Raw genomic sequence first — 17681 nt, forward strand, 5'->3', positions numbered from 1 at the left:
TTATTCACGTTGATATTCCATTTTGTTCATGTAGGAATTTCAGCACGGTTTCCCGCTCGGCGGCGCTCGCGCTCTGGAAAATCCGCTGCACCTGTTCCAATGGCGAGCCTGCGACCGGCAGGTTCAGATGCTCGGGCAGGATCTCGTCGCCGCTGCTCACCAGCAACGCGAAGTGAATGACGTTTTCCAGCTCGCGGGTATTGCCCGGCCAGCTGTGGAGTTCCAGCACGCGCTGGGCGGCGTCACTGATCAACGGCACCGGCAGGTCCAGGCGCTGGCTGTAGATGCCCAGGAAGTACTCGGCCAAGGACAGAATGTCACCCACGCGCTCGCGCAGTGCGGGCAAGTCCAGCCGCCCTTCGCTCAAGTAATGGAACAAGCGCTCATGGAACTTGCCGGCGGCCACAGCCTGGGCCAGGTCGATGCTGGTGGCGGCGACCAGGCGCACATCCACCGGGCTGGGCTGATGGGCGCCGACGCGGGTGACTTCGTGGTTTTCCAGGGCGGCCAGAAGTTTTACCTGGATCGGCAGCGGCAAATCGCCGATCTCATCCAGGTACAACGTGCCGCCATTCGCCGAACCAAACCAACCGGCCCGGCTGCTGACCGCGCCGCTGTGGCTACCGGCGGCATAGCCAAACAATTCGGCATCGGCGTAGGTCGGGCTGATGGCGCCGCAATTGACCGAGACAAACAAACCGGTACGGTCGCTGCCACGGTGAATGTGGCGCGCCAGCAGCTCCTTGCCGCTGCCGGTCTCGCCGCGAATCAACACGGGCAAGGCGCGTGGTGCAAGGCTTTCGAGGTCTTCGCGCAGTTGACGCGAACGGGGATCGACAAACACCAATGCCTTGGCGCGAATGCTCAGCGGGCTTTTTTCGGCGTCGGGGAAGGTCAGCAACGGCTGGCCGTAGGTTTCATGCAGACTCATGGCAGGCTCCCGCCCCCAATCCACTTAAGGGACGGGGCGTTGAAAAGTGTTCAGGCAGTGCGCCGGGCGTGATGCTCAAGGCGGCTTTGCAGGCGGTACAGGTAAGCAAACCCCTGCTCCCAGCGTTGGTGACCGGACTTCACATTGATATGCCCGGCGCCGGACAGAATCCCGGCTTCAGCGCCCCAGTGACGGGCCAGCTCAAGGGCCCGAGCCGCGCTCACGGCACTGTCGTTGTCGGAACTGACCACCTGGCTCGGAAACGGCAGCAGGTCGGTGGGGATGGGCGCGAAATTACGCAAGGCGGGAGCACAGGCAGGACGCTCGACATCGGCCGGTGCCACCAGCAAGGCGCCGCGTACCTGGCGCAGGAACTGCACCGGCGCTGTGGCCGCCCAATGCGCCACGGTGATGCAGCCCAGGCTATGGGCGATCAGGATCACCGGCGTGCTGTCGGCCGCGATGGCCTCGGCCAGCGCGGCGACCCAGTCTTCGCGACGGGGCGTCAGCCAGTCATCTTGCTCCACGCGGGCGCTGTTGGGCAGGCTGTTCTGCCAGTGACTTTGCCAATGATCTTCTGGCGATCCTTGCCAGCCCGGCACGATCAGATAACGAATCGACTCGCTGTGCATGGGTGTGCCCTCCTGCAGCGTTTAACGTTGCTGAACAGTATAGGGACGGGGGTTATATTCGTTAAGGAATAAGAAGCTATTTATTAATAACCAAAATCACAAAAGGATTTTACGCAAAAAAAAGGCCGCACCCTGCCAAGGAGACGGCCAAAAAATTGTCGAGGCTTTTGCAATTAACGTGCGGTAATCACCGACAGCTTGGTAATCCCCGCGCGCTCGATCGACGCCATGGCTCGCGCCACTTCGCCGTAGTTCACACCATCGTCAGCCTGCAGTTGCACCCGCACATCGGGATCCTTGGCCTTGGCCGCCTGCAGATTGAATTCCAGCAGGTCCGGCTGGATTTCATCCTTGTTGATAAACAGTTTGCCGGCGCCGTCGATACTCACCACGAGCGGGTCTTTCTGCTCCACCGGCGCGACCGCCTCGGTCTTGGGCAGGTTGATCGGGATTGCGTTGGTCAAGAGCGGCGCGGTGACGATAAACACCACCAGCAGCACCAGCATCACGTCCACCAACGGCGTCACGTTGATCTCGCTCAGCACCTCATCGCTGTCTTGCGTGGAGAAGGCCATCTCAGGACGCCTCCTTCACTTTCTGCGGGTTGCCGGCATTGGTTTTGTTCAGGGCCGGGTGCAGCAGCACGCGGAAGGAGTTCTTCTGGGCCAGGCTGTAGAAGTCGTGGGCAAAGTCGTCCAGGTCGGCAGCGGTCAGCTTCAGGCGACGCAGGAAATAGTTGTAGACCAGCACCGCAGGCACCGCGACGGCGATACCCACACCGGTCGCGACCAGCGCCGCACCGATCGGGCCGGCCACGGTTTCGAGGCTGGCGGAGCCCGCAGCGCTGATACCCTTGAGCGCTTCCATGATGCCCCACACGGTGCCGAACAGGCCGATGAACGGCGAGGTGCTACCGATACTGGCGACCACGGCCAGGCCGGTTTCCAAGGAGCGGCGTTCACGCACGATCTGCTGGCGCAAGGCGCGTTCGAGGCGGTCCTGGTGGTTAATCGCCTGGCTCAGGTCGGCCGCGTGCGGAGTTTCGCCCACCTGGATCGCGGCGTAACCGGCCTGGGCCACACGGGCCGCGGCGCCCGGCTGGGTTTCGGCCAGCTCGGCGGCCGAGTCGAGACTCGACGCCGCCCAGAACTGTTTGTGGAACTTGCGATCCTGCGCCTTGAGGCGACCGAACTGCACGCCCTTGAGCAGGGCCAGGCCCCAGGTAGCGACCGAAAAAACCACCAGCAGCCAGATCACCGCGCTTTCGATGGATTCAAGTGGAGATGCTAATGCCATGATGTTTTCCCTCTGTGCAGGTCGCGGCGTGTGCAACACACCGCAGCCGAATAGTTAGTGAATCTTGAAATCGATCGGTACGCTGACCCAGCCGTTCTGGGCCACATCGCCCTGCTTGGCCGGTACAAAGCTCCAGCGCTTCACCGCTGCCAGGGCGGCGTCGTCGAGTTGCTGGCGACCGCTGCTTTTCTGGATCTGGATCTCACCCGGCTTGCCACTGGCCAGTACCTGGACCCTGAGCAACACCGTGCCTTCCCAACCGCGCCGCTGCGCCAGTGACGGGTACTCCGGCGCCGGGTTCTTCAGGTACGCGGCGTTGGCCGAAGCGGGTGTTACCGGGGCCGGCGCCGGTGGTGCTGGAGGCGCAGGTGGTGCCGGTGTCGGTGGCGCGGGCGGCTGCTCGACGGGCTTCGGTGCGGGCTTGGGCTCAGGCTTTGGAACCGGCTTAGGCTTGGGTTTCGGAATCGGTTTAGGCGGCGCTGGCTTGGCGGCCAATTCATCCACCACCGGCGGCGGTGGCTCGACAACAGGCGGCGGTGGTGGCGGCGGCACGGGAGGCGGCGGTTCCACCACGGGAGGTGCCGGTTGGGAAAACTCGATCGTCATCGGCGGAATTTCCGGCGGCACGATCGGCAACACCGGGGTCGGCTTCTGGCTCACCCAGTAGATCACCACGCCGTGCAGGGCCAGCACCAGCAAACCCAGCAGGATCCCTTCGCGACGGCTGGAGAAACGCTTCGGCGTTTTCTGCGTGCGCAACTGCCCCAACGGCGCGCGGTGCGGCCGGCCAAGGTCGACCAACTCACCACCCTGTGCCTGGCGCCATTGCGCCTCATGTGCACTGGCGGCGGTCTGGACATTGCCCATTGATTCACTCCCTACAGTTTTGAAACAAAAAAACCGACAGGCCTGCGTGGAAGGCCGTCGAGGGTTGAATCATCGGGGCCAGACGCTTATCTCTTAAAGTAATCTTTAAAGTTATACATAGATCTAAATTGAATAAATGAAACACTTGGATACGGCAAAGCCCCGTCCTGCGGGGGCTGGCGCAAAGGCGTTGTTTTTGAATGCCTTTCAGGCATAAGAAATATTCAGTAAAGGCATTGATCAGGCGGGGCTGTTTGCACACAAATCAAGCAGTTGGCGTTGTAGGCTTTGCCCAGCCGCGCCCAAGCCACTGCGGCCATACAACGCCAGACGCACGCCTTGCACCCTCGGCAAGCCGCTGTCCGGGCCCAGCACGCTATGCCCTGCCTGTACGACGCGACGGGGTAACAAACTGATGCCCAACCCCGCCGCCACCGCCGAACACACACTCGCCAGGCTCGCGCTGGAGTACCCGATGCGCCAGCGCCAGCCGCCCACTTCCAGGTGTTGCAGCATTTCATTGCGGTACAGGCCGCCTACGGGAAATGCCACCAACGGCAAAGGATCGCGCCCCAGGGACGGCGTGCTGCGGCTGTCCACCCAGCACAAGGGCTCCGGCCATGAGGCCAGGCAGTCGTCGCTGTCGCCCATCTGCTTGACCAACAACACGTCGAACTCTCCGCTACGGTACTGGCGCTGCAACTCGGGGCCCAGGCCGCTGGTGACTTCCAGGCGCACCCTTGGAAACGCCAGTACAAAGGCCGAGAGCAGCGGCATGAGGCGTTCGGATGCAAAGTCCTCCGGCACACCCAGGCGCAACACGCCGTCGCTTTGCTGGCTGATCAACACATCGGCGGCTTCTTCATGCAGCGCCAGGATGCGCCGCGCATAGGCCAGCAAGCGCTCGCCTTCCGCCGTAGCGACCACGCGGCGCTGATCGCGGTCCAGCAACTGACATGCCACCGCCTCTTCCAATCGGCGGATCTGCTGGCTGACCGTGGATTGGGTCAGGTGCAGACGCTCGGCGGCGCGGGTGAAATTGCCGCAATCCACGACGGCGACAAAGCTGCGCAATAATACGGGATCGAACATGGGCGCTTACCATTCCATTTGCCACTGGTTAGCATGGTTATATTTAATTTCAGAATACTCTGACGGCTACCCATACTTCACCCTCCAATCATGCCCGGAGGGATTTCCATGACCGACGATCACCAGCACCTGCAACGCGCGATCCAACTTGCCCAGACCAACGTCGCCCAGGGTGGCCGACCGTTTGGCGCGGTGTTGACGCAAGGCGGCGAAGTGCTGGTTGAAGCGGTGAATGAAATCCATCTGACCCAGGACCCTACCGCCCACGCCGAATTGTTGGCGATCCGCGCTGCCAGCCAGCAACTCGGCACGCGCCTGGATGGCTGCGTGATCTACGCCAGCGGCCAACCCTGCCCGATGTGCCTGAGCGCCATGTATCTGTGCGGTGTGGAACGGGTGGTGTTTGCCGCCAGCAACGAAATGGCCGAGCCCTTTGGCCTGTCGACAGCGGCGATCGGGCAGCAGGTGGGCCTGCCAGTGAGCGAGCAGCGCCTGCCGATCCAGCATCTGCCGGATGCGGCCATGACCACGCTGTACCAGCACTGGAAAAACCTGCATGCCCCTGAATAAATCCCTCGCTGGCTGGGGCCTGTTGGTGGTCCTGGGCCTCAACCTGCGGCCGATCCTCAGCTCCATCAGCCCGTTGCTCGGTGAGATTCGCCTGGCCACCGGCTTGAGCTTCCAGAGCAGCGCCCTGCTCACCAGCCTGCCCGTGGTGTGCATGGGCCTTGTGGCGCTGGTGGGCGTGCGGGTTGAAGCGCAACTGGGTGAACGCCGTGGCATTGCCCTGGGCTTGATGATGATCCTGCTGGCGTGCCTGGCCCGCTGGCTGATGGGCCAGGGTTCGACGCTGCTGGTGACCGCGTTGCTCGGTGGCGCCGGTGTCGCGTTGATCCAGGCGTTGGTGCCAGCGATGATCAAGCGCGAATTTCATCACCGCGTGCCGGTGGCGATGGGGGTTTACTCTGCCTCGCTAATGGCCGGTGGTGGGCTGGCGGCGCTGATCAGCCCAGTGGTGGCCACGCATTTTCAGCGGTGGGAAGCCGGGCTCGGTGTGTGGTTGCTGCCGGCCTTGGCCGCGCTGCTGTTGTGGGCCTGGTTGCCACTGGGCGCGGCAAAAAGCGCGAACGTCATCCCCGCCTTCAAGGGCCTGCGCAATCGCCGCGCCTGGCTGCTGGCGCTGTATTTCGGCCTGGTAAATTGCGGCTACATGAGCATGGTTGCGTGGCTGCCGGCCTACTACCAGCAACTGGGATGGGATGTGTTGCCCAGTGGCTCGTTGCTGGCCTTCATGACCATCTTCCAGGTAATCGCCGCGCTGTTGATGCCCGTGCTGGCGCAACGAGGGATTGATCGGCGGCCACTGCTGTGGATCAGCCTGCTGGCCCAAACCATTGGCTATCTCGGCCTCCTGATGGCGCCGTTGCAGTTTCCCCATCTGTGGGTGGCGCTGTGTGGCTTCGGCCTGGGCGCGTGTTTTGCCCTGAGCCTGCTGCTGACCCTCGACCACCACCGCGACCCGCGCCAAGCCGGACAATTGGCGGCGTTCGTGCAGGGCGTGGGCTTTTTGATCAATGCGATTTCGCCGTGGCTGACCGGTTGGCTGCGTGAACTCACCGGCAGTTTTGTCAGTGCCTGGGTGGTGCTGACGGTGACAGCGGTGGCGATGCTGGTGGTGACCCGGGTATTCAGCCCCGCCACTTACCGCACGGCGCCCGCTCTATAGATATGCATTTAAGATCTAGATAAAACAATAATGCTTCATTGACGGAATAAGCCGTCACCTTAAAATCCCGGTTCCCCTAAAGGATGCCGGGCATACCATGGACCTTCGCCAACTGCGCTACTTCATCGCGCTCAACGAGCACCGCAGTTTCGTGCGCGCGGCGGATGCCATGGGCATCACGCAGCCGGCGTTCAGCCGCAGCATCCAGGGCCTGGAACAGGAGTTCGGCTGCGTGTTGGTGGACCGCGCGAATAAAGACCTGCGTCCCACCCCCGAAGGCCAGGTGGTGTTGCAACACGCATTGAGCCTGGTGCAAGGCGCGGCGTTGCTGAGCCATGAAGTCACGCGCATGACCAAACTCGATGCGGGCGAAGTGCGCTTGGGCAGCGACGCCGTGGCTGCCGTGAACCTGGTGCCCCAGGCGATGGCGCGCTTTGTCTCCACCTACCCCAAGGTGCGCACTGCCTTGCAGGTGGATAACTGGGAGAAACTCGGGCGCAGCCTGAACCGTGAAGAGATCGAGTTCTTTATCGCCGACGTGCGTCACTTTGAGGCTGACCCGAACTTCCAGACCCAGGCCCTGACGCCTCGGCGCAGCGTGTTTTTCTGCCGCGCCGGGCACCCGCTGCTGGCCAAGGACAGCCTCTCCACCAACGACCTGTTCGGCTACCCGCTGGCCACGCCACTGATTGCGCCTGGCATTCGCAAACTGCTGGCCAACCTCAGTGGGCGCATCGACTTTGCGCCCGCCATAGAGCTTGAACAATTTGCCGCATTGGCCACCATCGTGAAGCAATCCGACGCCATCGGCCTGGGTGCCGAGGAAGCCTTCGTCGACGCATTCGCCAGCGGCCAATTGCAGGCGCTGCATTGGCGCAATCTGCCCCACGCGCTTGACAGCCTCAGCAACCGTTGCGGGGTGATCAGCCGCGCTGGGGTGCGTTTGTCGCCTGCGGCGAAGGCGCTGATCGAAACCCTGCTGGCGGTGGAAAACCCAGCCGATTGGCCCGCGCAAACGTCCCGAAATCATTGAACCGCACGCCCATCTCAGCCATCACCTTGTGGGCCACCCTGGCGGTCATCTGACGGATGTAAAACGGTTCCTTCACCACAAAATGGTGGATGCCGTGGGTACTGCCGAAGTTGAAGCAGAACGCCTGCAGCGGCCACATCCACCAGGGGTTCAATACCTGAGTCTGCTGGATCACATTGCCCAATTCCACATCACCGTAGTAGTGCATGTTGGAGCTGACAAAGTGCAGGCAAAAGGTACGCAACACGTTAGGGCCGATGATCACCACGGCGGCGATATCGATCACGTGCATCATCTGCAAGGTGCCGGCAGACCACGCGATGGGTGCACCGAGCAGACTGGCAATGCCGTTGGCCGCATGAAAGCCGAGGAACACATACCACGCGCCCCAATGCAGCAGCGCCAGCGGCGCGTACACCAGCAGCGAGCGCTTGAGGATCGCCAGTTTATGCTTCCAGGTCTTGGCCCGCAGGATGCGGATGAAGGCCGACATCACGTTATCCCCAACCATCAACAACCGCGCAAAGCCCCAGGGCTCACCGTTGGTGATGGCGCGCTCTTCCATATCGGTCTCGGTGCCGGAGACCTTGTGATGGTTGAGGTGCAGGTGGCGGCGCACCCACGGGTTGATGGTGCTAGGCCGCGCCAGCCACACCAGGCCCATCATCAGGTTGTGGGGCAGGCGCTGCTTGCGAAAGTACATGCTGTGGATCAGGTCGTGTTCCAGCTCGTGGGTCAGCGAAGCCAGGAAGGCATTAAGCAGCAGGCACACCCACCAGGCCATATGGCCCGTGATGTAGAGCGCCGCCGAGCCCAGCATACCGAGCAGCGCAAACGCCAGGATGCCCGCGCCCAGCGCGTCCTGATGCAACAGCCAGGGGTGCTGCTGGCGCAGGCGCACGCCTTCGGCCAGCACCACTTCACGGATATGCGCCGAACGCTGTTGTGCGTTCATCTGTTGGGGACTTGCAGAAGTACCGTCCATGCTCCCATCCTCTTGTGTATTGATGCGCCCATCCTGCCCCAAGCGATCTGGCAGGACGCTAGCCCCGGACGCCAACCTGTTGACCGCAAGCGCCAATCGTCATGACCGAACCCACTTCCCTCGCCAGCTGGACCCGCGCCCTGCGCAAGCAGCTCGATGCCTTGGGCCTCGACAGCGCCGCGTTGTGCCAGCAAGCCGGGCTCGACCCGCAGCAGATGGACGATCCCAACGCCCGCTACCCGCTGTCGGCCACCACGCGTCTGTGGGAATTGGCGGTGCAGGCCAGTGGTGATCCGGCGATTGGGCTGCGGGTGTCGCGATTTGTCAGCCCCACCACCTTTCATGCGCTGGGTTATGCGCTGGTGGCCAGTGGCAGCTTGCGGGAAGTGTTCGAGCGCATCGTGCGTTATCACCAGGTGGTCAGTGATGCTTTGACGCTGGAACTGAGTCGGGAGGGAGAACGTTACCGCTTTCGCTTGCTGCGACCGGCCCAGAGTCCGGCACCGGCGTTCGAGGCCATCGATGCGTTTGCGGCGATCTATGTGCGTACCTGCCGCAATCGCCTGGGGCGCGAATACGCGCCGCTGGCGGTGTACCTGCGAAGGCCGGAACCGGCCGATCCCAAGCCATGGCACACAGTATTTCGCGCGCCGGTGTTTTTCGGCGCGGAGGAGGACCGCCTGGAGTTCGCCGCGCAGGATTTCGACAGCCACCTGGACGATGCCAACCCCGAACTGGCCGAACATAACGAAACCGTGCTCAAGCGCACCCTCGCCCAACTGCAACCGCTGACCTGGGAGCGCAAGGTACGCCGCGTGATTGAAGCGCAGTTGCCCGACGGCGAACCGAGCGCCGAGCGAGTCGCCCAAGCGCTGCACCTGAGCCTGCGCAGCTTGCAGCGGCACCTGGCGGATGAGGGGTGCCGATTTGATGCGTTGCTCAATGAGTGCCGTGAGAACCTGGCGCTGTTGCACCTGCGGGACCCGCAGTGCTCACTGGCGGAAATCAGCCATCTGCTCGGTTTTGCAGATACCAGCAGCTTTAACCGTGCGTTCAAGCGCTGGACGGGGATGACGCCGGGGCAGTTCAGGGATGGGTTACGATAGCGATCGCTCAAACAACTCAGCGCCCGCGATCACGCCGCAACAATTTCTTTACCCGCACAACAAGAACCTTGGCTTCGAAGGGTTTGAGCAAATAGTCTTCCTCATGCAGTTCCAACCCACGCAGGCGGTCTTCAATACCCCCAGGGGTCGTCAGGAACAACATCGGCGTCTTGCCCTTCAAGCGAATCGCCTGCTGCAACTTCCAGGCATTCAATCCCGGCAACATCACATCCAGAATCACCAGGTCGTATTCGGTGCTTTCCACCAGCCGCAACGCCGCCATGCCATTGGCCGCCACTTCCACGGTGTAACCGGCTTCGTTCAGGCCCCAGGCCATCCGCTGTGCCTCGTCGGACTCATGTTCCACTAACAGCACGCGCATAACACACCTCGATTGATCAGGCGTGCAGGCTAACACCCTCAGGTGTGCCCCGCCTCCCGCAGCCGATGCGCGTCGAGGATTTCGATCTCTCCGTACCCCAAACGCACGATGCCCTGGGCTTGCAGGTCTTTGAGCAAGGCGTTGGTGGTCTGACGCGACAGGCTCAACATTGCCGCCAGGTCTTCCTGGGGCAATTGCAGCACGCGTTTTGAATGGTCGATATCGCCGTAGCCCTCGACGATCATCAACAAGCGATGGGCCAACCTGACCGAGGCCGGCATCAGGCTGAGTTGTTCGAGGCCGATAAAACTCAGGCGCAATTTCTGGCTCATCAACAAGGCCAGGTCACGCCAGTACCGGGGATTTTCATCCAGGATGTTCAGTAGCGCCTGCTGCGGCACTTGCAACAATGTGCACGGCCCGACGGCGCAGGCATCGTGGGTGCGTGGCAGACCGTCGAACAGGCTGATTTCACCGAACCAGTAGGGCGACTCGACCAGGCTGAGGATGGCTTCTTTGCCCTGCTCATTCACCGCACTGACCCGCAGGCTGCCGTCGAGTACCGCATACAAACCACAAGGCGGATCACCCCGTTTGAACAGGTACTGCCCAGCCGTAAGCTGCCGCAGCCGGGCATGGGCCAGCAAGCTATGCTGAAAAGGTCCCGGCAGGCGGCTGAACCAATGACCGGTGGCCAACCGCGCGTGCCATTGCTCTGCGTCCATGAGAACTCCGAAGATTGTCGCCCAGCTGACAGTTCGCCACCGGGTGACAGGGCATGATCAAGCATCCTACAGGAGGAACAACAATGAAAAGCCTCGTCGACCACCTCAGTCAATACGCTGCCTAACACCGCGACCCGCGCAATATTGCCAGCCACTTTATCGGCATTCCGCTGATTGTCGTCGCGGTGGCCGTGCTGCTGTCACGCCCGGAGTGGGCCGCAGGTGGCGTGTGGATCTCACCGGCCGTTATGCTCGCGCTGTTTTCGGCATGGTTTTACCTGCGACTCGAACTGGCGCTGGGCGTGCTGATGACGGTGTTGATGGGCTTGTCGGTGTGGGCCGGGCATGTGCTGGCGGCGCAGAGCACTTTAGTGTGGCTGAGCAGCGGTATCGGCATGTTTGTGGTGGGCTGGGTGATTCAGTTTGTCGGGCACTACTACGAAGGCAGGAAACCGGCGTTTGTGGATGACGTGTCGGGGTTGATTGTGGGGCCGTTGTTTGTGGTGGCGGAGTTGGCGTTTTTGCTGGGGTTGCGCCATGACCTCAAGCAGCAGATCGAGGAGCGTTCGGGTCCGGTGGCCGCAAGAGAAAAACGTGCCACGGTTTGAAGATTAATGAAGATCCACTGTGGGAGCCGGGCTTGCCCAGCTCCCACAGGGTTATGCAGTGTTTTTAAGCTTAGGCTTTTTGCCAGACCTTTGGCTTGAAGAACAGCGTCTCGCCACGGGCCAGACCGGTCAGGCTATCGTGGTCTTTCACCACTTCGGCTTCGATCAGTTCGTTCTGGCCTTCAACCTTCAAGGTCACACGCGTGGTCGCACCCAGCGGGCGAATATCACGCACTTCAGCCGCGTGATGATCTTCCAGCTCATGCCGCGACAACGACACTTCATGCGGGCGGAACAGCACGTGTTTATCTTCGCCCAGGTGCAAACGGTTCGAATCACCCAGGAAGTGATAAACGAAATCGCTGGCCGGGTTTTCGTAGACGTCACCCGGTGAACCGATCTGCTCAATCACCCCCTTGTTCATCACCACGATGCGGTCAGCGACTTCCATGGCCTCTTCCTGGTCGTGGGTCACGAACACCGAGGTCAGGTTGATGTCTTCGTGCAGACGCGCCAGCCAGCGGCGCAATTCTTTACGCACCTTGGCGTCGAGGGCGCCGAAGGGTTCGTCGAGCAGCAGCACTTTAGGTTCCACCGCCAGGGCACGGGCCAGGGCGATACGTTGGCGCTGGCCACCTGACAGCTGCTCCGGGTAGCGATCCGACAACCAATCCAGCTGCACCATGTTCAACAGCTCATGCACCTTGACCGCGATCTGGCTTTCGCTCGGGCGCTGGTTCTTCGGTTTCATGCGCAGGCCGAACGCCACGTTGTCGAACACGGTCATGTGGCGGAACAACGCGTAGTGCTGGAACACGAAGCCGACGTTGCGATCACGCACGTCGTGGCCGGAGACGTCTTCACCGTGGAACACGATGCTGCCGTCATCCGGGGTTTCCAGGCCGGCGATGATACGCAGCAAGGTGGTCTTGCCGCAGCCGGACGGGCCAAGCAACGCCACCAGCTCGCCACTCTGGATGTCCAGGTTGATGCTGTTCAGGGCCTTGAAGGCATTGAAGTTCTTGCTGACATTACGGACTTCGATCGACATGAATTATTCCTCAGCCGCACCGGCGCGCAGGCGGTTTATACGGTTCTCGCTCCACTGCTTGAGCAGCAGGATGAAGAGCGCCAGGATCAGCAACAGACTCGCCACCGCAAACGCGGCAACGTGGTTGTATTCGTTGTAGAGAATCTCGACGTGCAGCGGCAGGGTGTTGGTTACGCCGCGAATGTGGCCGGACACCACCGACACCGCGCCGAACTCACCCATGGCCCGTGCGGTACACAGCACCACGCCGTAGATCAAACCCCATTTGATGTTCGGCACGGTCACATGCCAGAACATCTGCCAGCCATTGGCACCGAGCAGGCGCGCGGCCTCTTCTTCCTGGGTGCCCTGCTCCTGCATCAGCGGGATCAGTTCACGGGCCACGAAGGGCACGGTGACGAAGATGGTTGCCAGCACGATGCCGGGCAAGGCGAATACGATCTGGATGTCATGGTCCTGCAGCCACGGGCCAAAGAAGCCCTGGGCGCCGAACATCAGCACATAGACCAGGCCGGCGATCACCGGCGACACCGAGAACGGCAAATCGATGAGCGTCACCAGGATGCTTTTGCCACGGAACGAGTACTTGCTCACGCACCACGCGGCGCTGACGCCGAACACCAGGTTGAGCGGCACCGAAATCACCACGGCGATCACCGTGAGCTTCAGCGCCGACAACGCGTCGGGCTCAAGGATCGCGGTAAAAAACGCGCCGAGGCCGTTCTTCAGGCCTTGGGTCACCACGATAAACAGCGGCAACAGCAAAAACAGCGCAAACACCAGCCAGCCAAGGCCGATCAGGATACGTCGCGATGCAGCACTGCCACGACGGGCGGCGTTGGCCGAGGACGCGGCGGAAATAGACGATTGGGACATGTTCCGCGCCTCCTTATGGACGTTCGATGCGCCGCTGCAACAAGTTGATCAGCAGCAGCAGGACAAAGGAAACCACCAGCATCAACACGCCGATGGACGTGGCGCCGCGGTAGTCGTATTGGTCGAGCTTGACCATGATCAGCAGCGGCAGGATCTCGGTTTTCATCGGCATGTTGCCAGCGATGAAGATCACCGAACCGTACTCACCGACGCCACGGGCAAACGCCAGGGCGAAACCGGTCAACCAGGCGGGCAGCAACGCGGGCACCAGGATGTGACGGAACACCTGCAACGGCTTGGCGCCCAGGCAGGCGGCGGCTTCTTCGACTTCCCGGGGGATATCGGCCAGTACCGGCTGCACCGTGCGCACCACGAACGGCAGCGTGACGAAGGTCAGCGCCAGGGTGATACCCAACGGGGTGTAGGCGATCTTGAAGCCCAGGTCGGCGGCGAACTGGCCCACCAGGCCGTTAGGCGTGTACAGCGCGGTCAGCGCGATCCCGGCGACAGCGGTGGGCAAGGCGAATGGCAGGTCGATCATCGCATCGATGACCTTGCGGCCGGGGAAGGTGTAGCGCACCAGCACCCAGGCCAGCAGCGTACCGATCACGCCGTTGATCAACGCGGCGTACAGCGCGGTGCTGAAGCTCAGTTGCAACGCCGCCAGCACGCGCGGTGCGGAGATGATGTTCCAGAACTGATCCCAGGTGAGTTGAGCGGCGTGTACAAACATCGCCGCGAGGGGGATGAGTACGATCAGGCTGAGGTACACCACGGTGTAGCCCAGCGTCAGCCCGAAGCCGGGTATGACGGGGGAGATACGACGCGACATAAGAGTCCTTGGTTAAGGGAACTGACACACAAAACCCGCAGGTGAATGCGGGCTCCGTGGGCGGGTTGTTGCTCGGCTTACTGCGCGGTGTAAATCTGGTCGAACACGCCACCGTCGTTAAAGAATTTCGGCTGGGCAGTTTTCCAGCCGCCGAAGTCTTTGTCGATAGTCACCAGGTCCAGTTTCGGGAACTGCTGGGCGTATTTGGCGGCCACTTTTGCATCGCGTGGGCGGTAGAAGTTCTTCGCCGCAATCTCCTGGCCAGCCGGGCTGTACAGGTGTTTCAGGTATTCAGTGGCGATTTCGGTGTTGCCCTTTTTCTCGGCGTTCTTGTCGACCACGGCCACTGGCGGCTCCGCGAGGATCGACAGGGACGGCACGACGATATCGAACTTGTCAGCGCCACCATCTTCTTTCAGAGCCAGGAACGCCTCGTTTTCCCAGGCCAGCAACACGTCACCCTGACCGTTGTTGACGAAAGTGATGGTTGAACCGCGAGCGCCGGTGTCCAGCACAGGTACGTGCTTGAACAGTTCTTTCACGTATTCCTGGGCCTTGGCTTCGCTGCCACCGGTTTTCAGGCCGTAGGCCCAGGCGGCGAGGAAGTTCCAGCGCGCGCCGCCGGACGTTTTCGGGTTCGGGGTGATCACGGACACGTCTTTCTTGATCAGGTCGCCCCAATCCTTGATGCCTTTAGGGTTGCCCTTGCGCACCAGGAACACGATGGTCGAGGTGTACGGCGTACTGGCGTCCGGCAAGCGGGTCTGCCAGTTTTCCGGCAGGGTCTTGCCCAGCTTGGCGATTTCGTCGATGTCACCGGCCAGGGCCAGGGTGACCACGTCGGCGCGCAGGCCGTCGATCACCGCGCGGCCTTGTTTGCCCGAACCCCCGTGGGATTGCTGGATCTTGACGTTGTCACCTGGGTGGGACTGTTTCCAGAAGTTGGTGAACTCAGCGTTGTAGTCCTGGTACAGCTCACGGGTCGGGTCGTACGAGACGTTGAGCAACTCGTAGTCCTTGGCAACGGCGGAACCTGCAAACACGGCGCTGGCCAGGGCGGCCAGGGCATAACGGCGAATCGACGACATAGAAGCTCCTGAAAATTCTGGGGTGTTGGCTTTTTCTTATTAAGTGCGGGTCTATCGCCGTCAGTGCTTAGCTCGGTTTGTTACCCGGGTTCTGCAAACGGAATTTTTCTTTGCGTTCGATCTGTACCACTTGAGCGTTGTGCACAGTGATTTCCACCGCGCCAAACCGCAGATCGCGCAAGGCGCTCTGGATCTCACGCAAAATGGCTGCTTCGTCCTGGCCGTCGACGCTACGTAGAGATGCGCTCATGGTCTCGCTCCTGAAATGAATAGTGCCTCGCAGTGGCGGCACTGCTTGCGGCGTGAGAGCGATAGTAGATAAGCGCGGATATTCTTAAAAATACTATTTAAGAATGTTTATATAACCAGAAAGAATTTTCTGGTGGGGCGTGGGGTTGCAACAGCTTTCAGCTCGAAAATACTTCTTTATGGGTGCCACTGAACCCTGTGGGAGCCGGGCTTGCCCGGCTCCCACATTGATCGCGTCATGCCTGTCCGATTACGGGGGCCCGCGACCAATCAATTTCCTGCGCCGGCATCGGCCGGCCAAACCAATACCCCTGCCCCATATCGCAGTCCTGATCCAACAGAAACCGCGCCTGTTCGACCTGCTCGATCCCCTCGGCATGCACCTGCATGCCCATGCTTTTAGCCAGGGCGATCACCACGCGCACGATGGCCGCGTCATCTTCGTCCCCGGGCAACCCGGCAACAAAGCCCTGGTCGATCTTGAGCTTCTGCACCGGCAGGCGCTTAAGGCGCAGCAGCGACGAATAACCCGTACCAAAATCATCGATCGCCAGGCGCAGCCCCAACTCCCGGAGACGGTGCATCTGCTCCAGCGCGACCTCCGGGTCTTCCATCACCGCGCTCTCGGTGACTTCCAGCTCGAGGAAGGCCGGATCCAGACCCGTGTCATGCAGCACCTGGGCGACCTGTTCATACAGCTCACGCCGCGCAAACAGACGGCTGGACACATTGATGGCGATAAAACTCAGCGGGGCGCCATCAGCCAGCCATTGGCACATCTGCCGACACGCCTGGTCCATCACCCACGCATCGATCTCGGCAATCAACCCGGTGCGCTCGGCGATCGGGATAAATTCCCCCGGCGGCACCAGGCCGCGCTCCGGGTGCTGCCAGCGCACCAGCGCTTCGACGCCGATCAGACGGCTGCTGTGCAGGTCGTGCACGGGTTGGTAATAGACGCAGAGCTCCTGCTGTTCGAGGGCGCGGCGCAGCTCGCTGGCGACTTCCACGCGATTTTGCGCGTGGGCAGTCAGCTCCTCGGTGTACAAGGCGTAGCCTTCGCGGCCGGCGCTCTTGGCCTTGAACAGCGCGGAATCGGCGTTACGCAGCAACTGCTCGGCGCTCAGGGCATCGTTGGGGAACAGGCTTATCCCGATACTGGCGCTGATAAACAGCTGGTGGCCGTCGAAGATAAAGGGCTGTTTCATCGCGTCCAGCATGCGCTGCGCCAGGCCCGCCGCCTGGGCCACCTGTGGACAACTTTCCGCCAGCACCGCGAACTCATCTCCCCCCAGGCGCGCCAGCGTAACGCCAGGGCCAAACAGCGCCTTGAGGCGTTCGCCCACCAGCTTGAGCAACTGGTCGCCGACGTTATGGCCCAGGCTGTCGTTGATGATCTTGAAGTGGTCCAGGTCCAGCAACAGCAGGGCGCAACCGCGCTTGTGGATCTGCGCCGAGGCCAGCGCCTGCTCGGCGCGGTCGGTGAACAGCAGGCGGTTGGGCAGGTCGGTCAGCGGATCGTGGTGCGCGAGGTGGGCCAGTTCGTGCTCGGAGTCCTTGATGGCGCTGATGTCGGAAAACACCGCGACGTAATGGCTGACCTGCCCTTGGTCATCGTGAATGACCCGAATGGTCTGCCACTGTGGATAAATCTCACCGCTTTTACGGCGGTTCCAGATTTCACCGCTCCATTCGCCGGTGCGCTCCAGGCTCTGGAACATCTGTTGATAGAAATTCGACGAATGGCGACCGGATTTAAAGAGGCTGGCCTGATGCCCCATGACGTCTTCGCGGCTGTAGCCGGTGATCTCCATGAAGGCCCGGTTGACGTGCACGATCAGCCCCTGTGCATCCGTCACCAACACGCCTTCGCGGGTGCAATCGAACACGGCGGCGGCCTGGCGCAGGCGTTCGCGGTTTTCTTTCAAGGGCTGTTGCAGCTGATGGGCCCGGGCAAACCGAGCGCAGATCAGGTAAATCGCCAGAGCGCTGAGCGCCACCCATACATAGCCGCGCACCTGCAGCCAGTGGTTCAGCTCACTCGGGTTATCGAGAAACTCGATCAATAGGCGTTGGGTTACGCCGATCCACAGAACGGAAACCAGCAGGTATACCAGCCCCGCACGCAGGGCACCTCGGTATGAAAACAGCATATGGTCAGTAATCCTTACCAAAAAAACAGAATCGCCCTACAAAGGCTGC

General features: G+C 61.5%; 19 protein-coding genes and 1 pseudogene. 5 read left to right on the forward strand and 15 right to left on the reverse strand.

Annotated features, from left to right (window positions below):
* Positions 1-4: 4 nt before the first annotated feature.
* The 6 genes from H096_RS13640 to H096_RS13665 form a co-directional block, all read right to left on the reverse strand.
* Positions 5-931, reverse strand: coding sequence for a sigma 54-interacting transcriptional regulator (locus H096_RS13640; protein WP_033898865.1), 927 nt, complete (start codon positions 929-931; stop codon positions 5-7).
* Between the two features lie 50 nt (positions 932-981).
* Positions 982-1563: an alpha/beta hydrolase gene (locus H096_RS13645; RefSeq protein WP_033898867.1), complete on the reverse strand. Its 582-nt coding sequence runs from the start codon at positions 1561-1563 to the stop codon at positions 982-984.
* A gap of 173 nt (positions 1564-1736) precedes the next feature.
* Positions 1737-2138 (reverse strand): biopolymer transporter ExbD, encoded by a 402-nt coding sequence (locus H096_RS13650; RefSeq protein WP_010565408.1) that lies wholly within the window; start codon positions 2136-2138, stop codon positions 1737-1739.
* A 1-nt stretch (position 2139) separates the two neighbouring features.
* Positions 2140-2862 carry a MotA/TolQ/ExbB proton channel family protein gene (locus H096_RS13655; protein ID WP_156487848.1) on the reverse strand — a complete coding sequence of 241 codons (723 nt, stop codon included), beginning with the start codon at positions 2860-2862 and terminating at the stop codon, positions 2140-2142.
* A gap of 51 nt (positions 2863-2913) precedes the next feature.
* The gene (locus H096_RS13660) at positions 2914-3726 is read right to left on the reverse strand and encodes an energy transducer TonB (RefSeq protein ID WP_033898876.1); all 813 of its coding nucleotides are present in this window, start codon (positions 3724-3726) and stop codon (positions 2914-2916) included.
* A gap of 240 nt (positions 3727-3966) precedes the next feature.
* Entirely contained in the window at positions 3967-4818 is an 852-nt protein-coding gene (locus H096_RS13665; RefSeq protein WP_033898878.1) for a LysR family transcriptional regulator, read from the reverse strand.
* Between the two features lie 108 nt (positions 4819-4926).
* Here H096_RS13665 and H096_RS13670 point away from each other — a divergent pair, with 108 nt between their 5' ends.
* From H096_RS13670 to H096_RS13680, 3 genes are all read left to right on the forward strand, one after another.
* Positions 4927-5388 carry a nucleoside deaminase gene (locus H096_RS13670; protein ID WP_033898971.1) on the forward strand — a complete coding sequence of 154 codons (462 nt, stop codon included), beginning with the start codon at positions 4927-4929 and terminating at the stop codon, positions 5386-5388.
* The gene (locus H096_RS13675) at positions 5375-6544 is read left to right on the forward strand and encodes a CynX/NimT family MFS transporter (RefSeq protein WP_033898881.1); all 1170 of its coding nucleotides are present in this window, start codon (positions 5375-5377) and stop codon (positions 6542-6544) included. The genes H096_RS13670 and H096_RS13675 overlap by 14 nt, the downstream gene beginning before the upstream one ends.
* A 97-nt stretch (positions 6545-6641) precedes the next feature.
* Positions 6642-7577 carry a LysR family transcriptional regulator gene (locus H096_RS13680; RefSeq protein ID WP_033898884.1) on the forward strand — a complete coding sequence of 312 codons (936 nt, stop codon included), beginning with the start codon at positions 6642-6644 and terminating at the stop codon, positions 7575-7577.
* Here the strand turns inward: H096_RS13680 and H096_RS13685 are convergent.
* Positions 7468-8562 carry a fatty acid desaturase gene (locus H096_RS13685; protein ID WP_033898886.1) on the reverse strand — a complete coding sequence of 365 codons (1095 nt, stop codon included), beginning with the start codon at positions 8560-8562 and terminating at the stop codon, positions 7468-7470. The genes H096_RS13680 and H096_RS13685 overlap by 110 nt on opposite strands.
* Before the next feature lie 101 nt (positions 8563-8663).
* Between H096_RS13685 and H096_RS13690 the strand changes: the two genes are divergently transcribed.
* Positions 8664-9668, forward strand: coding sequence for an AraC family transcriptional regulator (locus tag H096_RS13690; RefSeq protein ID WP_033898888.1), 1005 nt, complete (start codon positions 8664-8666; stop codon positions 9666-9668).
* Between the two features lie 16 nt (positions 9669-9684).
* Here H096_RS13690 and H096_RS13695 read toward each other — a convergent pair whose 3' ends face one another.
* Positions 9685-10050 (reverse strand): response regulator, encoded by a 366-nt coding sequence (locus tag H096_RS13695; RefSeq protein ID WP_033898890.1) that lies wholly within the window; start codon positions 10048-10050, stop codon positions 9685-9687.
* A 38-nt stretch (positions 10051-10088) separates the two neighbouring features.
* Positions 10089-10775 (reverse strand): Crp/Fnr family transcriptional regulator, encoded by a 687-nt coding sequence (locus tag H096_RS13700; protein ID WP_033898894.1) that lies wholly within the window; start codon positions 10773-10775, stop codon positions 10089-10091.
* Between the two features lie 83 nt (positions 10776-10858).
* Here H096_RS13700 and H096_RS13705 point away from each other — a divergent pair.
* Positions 10859-11383: pseudogene (locus H096_RS13705) on the forward strand (Mpo1-like protein).
* A gap of 70 nt (positions 11384-11453) precedes the next feature.
* Here H096_RS13705 and H096_RS13710 read toward each other — a convergent pair.
* The 6 genes from H096_RS13710 to dibA all read right to left on the reverse strand — a co-directional run bounded on the left by H096_RS13710 (position 11454) and on the right by dibA (position 17632).
* Positions 11454-12434 carry a sulfate ABC transporter ATP-binding protein gene (locus tag H096_RS13710; protein ID WP_033898897.1) on the reverse strand — a complete coding sequence of 327 codons (981 nt, stop codon included), beginning with the start codon at positions 12432-12434 and terminating at the stop codon, positions 11454-11456.
* A 3-nt stretch (positions 12435-12437) separates the two neighbouring features.
* Entirely contained in the window at positions 12438-13310 is an 873-nt protein-coding gene (gene cysW, locus H096_RS13715; RefSeq protein ID WP_010214166.1) for a sulfate ABC transporter permease subunit CysW, read from the reverse strand.
* 13 nt (positions 13311-13323) lie between these two features.
* Positions 13324-14142: a sulfate ABC transporter permease subunit CysT gene (gene cysT, locus H096_RS13720; RefSeq protein WP_016975029.1), complete on the reverse strand. Its 819-nt coding sequence runs from the start codon at positions 14140-14142 to the stop codon at positions 13324-13326.
* A 77-nt stretch (positions 14143-14219) separates the two neighbouring features.
* Complete coding sequence (locus H096_RS13725; protein ID WP_028615255.1) at positions 14220-15230, reverse strand: sulfate ABC transporter substrate-binding protein; 1011 nt, start codon at positions 15228-15230, stop codon at positions 14220-14222.
* A 67-nt stretch (positions 15231-15297) separates the two neighbouring features.
* On the reverse strand, positions 15298-15480 hold the full coding sequence (gene oscA, locus H096_RS13730; RefSeq protein ID WP_003170956.1) for a sulfur starvation response protein OscA: 183 nt from the start codon (positions 15478-15480) through the stop codon (positions 15298-15300).
* Positions 15481-15715: 235 nt separating this feature from the next.
* The gene (gene dibA / locus H096_RS13735) at positions 15716-17632 is read right to left on the reverse strand and encodes a phosphodiesterase DibA (protein WP_033898905.1); all 1917 of its coding nucleotides are present in this window, start codon (positions 17630-17632) and stop codon (positions 15716-15718) included.
* Positions 17633-17681 lie beyond the last annotated feature (49 nt).

This window comes from Pseudomonas sp. FH1 (assembly GCF_000510895.2).
GTDB lineage: Bacteria > Pseudomonadota > Gammaproteobacteria > Pseudomonadales > Pseudomonadaceae > Aquipseudomonas > Aquipseudomonas azotoformans_A.

Coding starts and splice junctions, on each gene's coding strand:
- H096_RS13640 (WP_033898865.1), bottom strand. CDS start 931: ATGAGTCTGCATGAAACCTACGGCCAGCCGTTGCTGACCTTCCCCGAC.
- H096_RS13645 (WP_033898867.1), bottom strand. CDS start 1,563: ATGCACAGCGAGTCGATTCGTTATCTGATCGTGCCGGGCTGGCAAGGA.
- H096_RS13650 (WP_010565408.1), bottom strand. CDS start 2,138: ATGGCCTTCTCCACGCAAGACAGCGATGAGGTGCTGAGCGAGATCAAC.
- H096_RS13660 (WP_033898876.1), bottom strand. CDS start 3,726: ATGGGCAATGTCCAGACCGCCGCCAGTGCACATGAGGCGCAATGGCGC.
- H096_RS13665 (WP_033898878.1), bottom strand. CDS start 4,818: ATGTTCGATCCCGTATTATTGCGCAGCTTTGTCGCCGTCGTGGATTGC.
- H096_RS13670 (WP_033898971.1), top strand. CDS start 4,927: ATGACCGACGATCACCAGCACCTGCAACGCGCGATCCAACTTGCCCAG.
- H096_RS13675 (WP_033898881.1), top strand. CDS start 5,375: ATGCCCCTGAATAAATCCCTCGCTGGCTGGGGCCTGTTGGTGGTCCTG.
- H096_RS13680 (WP_033898884.1), top strand. CDS start 6,642: ATGGACCTTCGCCAACTGCGCTACTTCATCGCGCTCAACGAGCACCGC.
- H096_RS13685 (WP_033898886.1), bottom strand. CDS start 8,562: ATGGACGGTACTTCTGCAAGTCCCCAACAGATGAACGCACAACAGCGT.
- H096_RS13690 (WP_033898888.1), top strand. CDS start 8,664: ATGACCGAACCCACTTCCCTCGCCAGCTGGACCCGCGCCCTGCGCAAG.
- H096_RS13695 (WP_033898890.1), bottom strand. CDS start 10,050: ATGCGCGTGCTGTTAGTGGAACATGAGTCCGACGAGGCACAGCGGATG.
- H096_RS13700 (WP_033898894.1), bottom strand. CDS start 10,775: ATGGACGCAGAGCAATGGCACGCGCGGTTGGCCACCGGTCATTGGTTC.
- H096_RS13710 (WP_033898897.1), bottom strand. CDS start 12,434: ATGTCGATCGAAGTCCGTAATGTCAGCAAGAACTTCAATGCCTTCAAG.
- cysW (WP_010214166.1), bottom strand. CDS start 13,310: ATGTCCCAATCGTCTATTTCCGCCGCGTCCTCGGCCAACGCCGCCCGT.
- cysT (WP_016975029.1), bottom strand. CDS start 14,142: ATGTCGCGTCGTATCTCCCCCGTCATACCCGGCTTCGGGCTGACGCTG.
- H096_RS13725 (WP_028615255.1), bottom strand. CDS start 15,230: ATGTCGTCGATTCGCCGTTATGCCCTGGCCGCCCTGGCCAGCGCCGTG.
- oscA (WP_003170956.1), bottom strand. CDS start 15,480: ATGAGCGCATCTCTACGTAGCGTCGACGGCCAGGACGAAGCAGCCATT.
- dibA (WP_033898905.1), bottom strand. CDS start 17,632: ATGCTGTTTTCATACCGAGGTGCCCTGCGTGCGGGGCTGGTATACCTG.